Raw genomic sequence first — 2,113 nt, forward strand, 5'->3', positions numbered from 1 at the left:
TTATATTTTTATTTTGCTCTACTTCATCCTATACCTTTACATTTATGCTATAGTTTATATAGACGAATTTATATAATTGCCTGATAAATATGGAATGGAAAACTATATGTGACACGTCGGAAGTTGGGACTGGAAAAAGCAAGGAATTTGAAATTAGTGGTAAAAAAATACTAGTTTCAAATATGGATGGAAAGTTTTATGCAATAGATGCCCTGTGCTCTCACATGGGTGGAGAGCTGGGGAAGGGAAAAATAGAGGGAAAGGATGTAATATGCCCGAAACACCATGCAAAATTTGATGTGACAACAGGAAAGGTGGATAAAAACATCAACGGATTTGTTAAGGCAATAACAAGAAAGGATGCCAAGGATCTGAGTTCATATGAGGTAAAAGAGGAGGAAGGAAAATTATCAATAAATATTTAAATATCTTATTTTTATTTAGTTTTATTTGAGGGTATTAGCAACGTTTTTATACGATTTTCTATTGCATTATTATGTTTCCGGATAAATTTGAATACTATGCACCAAAGAGCATAGAGGAGGCTGCTGAATTTTTGAATGGACATGAAGATGCAAAGGTACTTGCCGGGGGACAGAGTCTTATACCTTTACTGAAGCTTAGATTCACATCAGTTCCACAACTTGTGGATATAGGCAGAATCAAGGGCATGGATGGGATCTTATTTCAGGGGAAAACTCTGGAAATAGCTGCAATGGCAAGGACAGCAGACATTGGGGAAAACCAGGAAATAAGAAAGAATTTCCCCATATTGAGCGAGGCTGCAGGACTTATAGCTGATCCCCTGGTAAGAAATATGGGCACAATAGGTGGCGATATTTGCCATGGTGACCCAGCAAACGATTTCCCTGCGGTAATGCTTGCCCTTGGAGCGGAATTTGAAGTTACATCGGCCAGGGGAAAAAGGATTATTCAAGCTGAGGATTTCTTTACAGATATATTCACGACTGCATTGAATACGGGTGAAATACTTACAAAAATAAAAATAGAAGATAACAAATCCTCAGGAAGGTACCTGAAATACACAAAATACGCAGGTGATTTTTCTATCCTTGGCATAGCTGTAGATCTGTCAATGGATGGAACAAAAATTCGAAGAGCAGGAATAGGACTCACAAACTGCGGAGCAACTGCATTGAAAGCAAGGAAAGCCGAAGAATTCCTTGAGGGAAAAGAAATAAATGATGAAAACACCGCAAAGGCGGCCGATTTGCTTCTGAAGATAACTGATTTCGTTGATGATGACAATGGCAGCACAAAATTCAAAGAAAAATTATTAAAATATCTCTTTAAAAAAGCCGTAAAGGGAATAGGGGGTGTACCGAAATGATAGTTAACATAAAGGTAAATGGAAAGGAATATAAAAAGGACGTGGAACCCAGGACATTGCTTGCTACTTTCATAAGAGATGATCTGAGGCTTACAGGAACCCATATAGGATGCGATACAACAAACTGCGGGGCATGCAGTGTACTTATGGATGGAAAAGCAGTAAAATCGTGCACCGTACTGGCTGTGCAGGCAGATGGCCATGAAATAGAGACCATAGAAAACGAAAGTGATGCTGACCTGAAAAAAATAAAAGAAAGCTTTGTTGAAGAAAATGGCCTTCAGTGCGGATTCTGCACACCGGGAATGATAATGACATCACTTTATATGCTCAGGAAGAACAAAAACCCGAGCGATGACTACATAAAAACAAACCTGGGAGGAAATCTCTGCAGATGCACTGGATATGTTTCAATTATTAACTCCATAAAGAAAGCCAGTGAGAAGATAAATGAGGAAAGGGTGGTGGCAAAATGAGTTATCTGGAGAGATTTGCAAATGGCAAGGGCAGATACCTGGACGATATAAACCTTGATGGAATGTTATACATGTCACTTGTGAGAAGCCCATATGCCAGGGCAAAGATAACAAAAGTCGAGGGAGGCATGACATCAAAGGATTTGAATGCCTACTATTCCATGGGTGAGAATGACTATAAGGAACCCGTTCTTGCCATTGGAGAGGTAAACTACCAGGGACAGGCAATTGCTGCAGTATTCGGAAAGAACCCTTACGAGAGCGAGGATTTGCTTCAACCGTGAGT

The 2,113-nt window shown here is 39.5% G+C and carries 4 protein-coding genes; all 4 read left to right on the forward strand.

The genetic code is table 11. The features are described from left to right. Window positions 1–89: 89 nt before the first annotated feature. The 4 genes from AMDU4_RS13020 to AMDU4_RS13035 all read left to right on the forward strand — a co-directional run bounded on the left by AMDU4_RS13020 (window position 90) and on the right by AMDU4_RS13035 (window position 2,111). The gene (locus AMDU4_RS13020; RefSeq protein WP_021788397.1) at window positions 90–425 is read left to right on the forward strand and encodes a Rieske (2Fe-2S) protein; all 336 of its coding nucleotides are present in this window, start codon (window positions 90–92) and stop codon (window positions 423–425) included. Between the two features lie 71 nt (window positions 426–496). Further along, the gene (locus AMDU4_RS13025; protein ID WP_021788398.1) at window positions 497–1,351 is read left to right on the forward strand and encodes a xanthine dehydrogenase family protein subunit M; all 855 of its coding nucleotides are present in this window, start codon (window positions 497–499) and stop codon (window positions 1,349–1,351) included. Beyond that, window positions 1,348–1,827 carry a (2Fe-2S)-binding protein gene (locus tag AMDU4_RS13030; protein ID WP_021788399.1) on the forward strand — a complete coding sequence of 160 codons (480 nt, stop codon included), beginning with the start codon at window positions 1,348–1,350 and terminating at the stop codon, window positions 1,825–1,827. The genes AMDU4_RS13025 and AMDU4_RS13030 overlap by 4 nt, the downstream gene beginning before the upstream one ends. Then, a complete protein-coding gene (locus tag AMDU4_RS13035) occupies window positions 1,824–2,111 on the forward strand; it encodes a hypothetical protein (RefSeq protein ID WP_021788400.1) in 288 nt (95 codons plus the stop codon). The genes AMDU4_RS13030 and AMDU4_RS13035 overlap by 4 nt, the downstream gene beginning before the upstream one ends. Window positions 2,112–2,113: the final 2 nt, after the last annotated feature.

Source organism: Ferroplasma sp. Type II, assembly GCF_000496155.1.

Bases quoted from the DNA above. Each gene is read 5' to 3' on its own strand.
- AMDU4_RS13020 (WP_021788397.1), top strand. From the start codon at position 90: ATGGAATGGAAAACTATATGTGACACGTCGGAAGTTGGGACTGGAAAA.
- AMDU4_RS13030 (WP_021788399.1), top strand. From the start codon at position 1,348: ATGATAGTTAACATAAAGGTAAATGGAAAGGAATATAAAAAGGACGTG.
- AMDU4_RS13035 (WP_021788400.1), top strand. From the start codon at position 1,824: ATGAGTTATCTGGAGAGATTTGCAAATGGCAAGGGCAGATACCTGGAC.
- AMDU4_RS13025 (WP_021788398.1), top strand. From the start codon at position 497: ATGTTTCCGGATAAATTTGAATACTATGCACCAAAGAGCATAGAGGAG.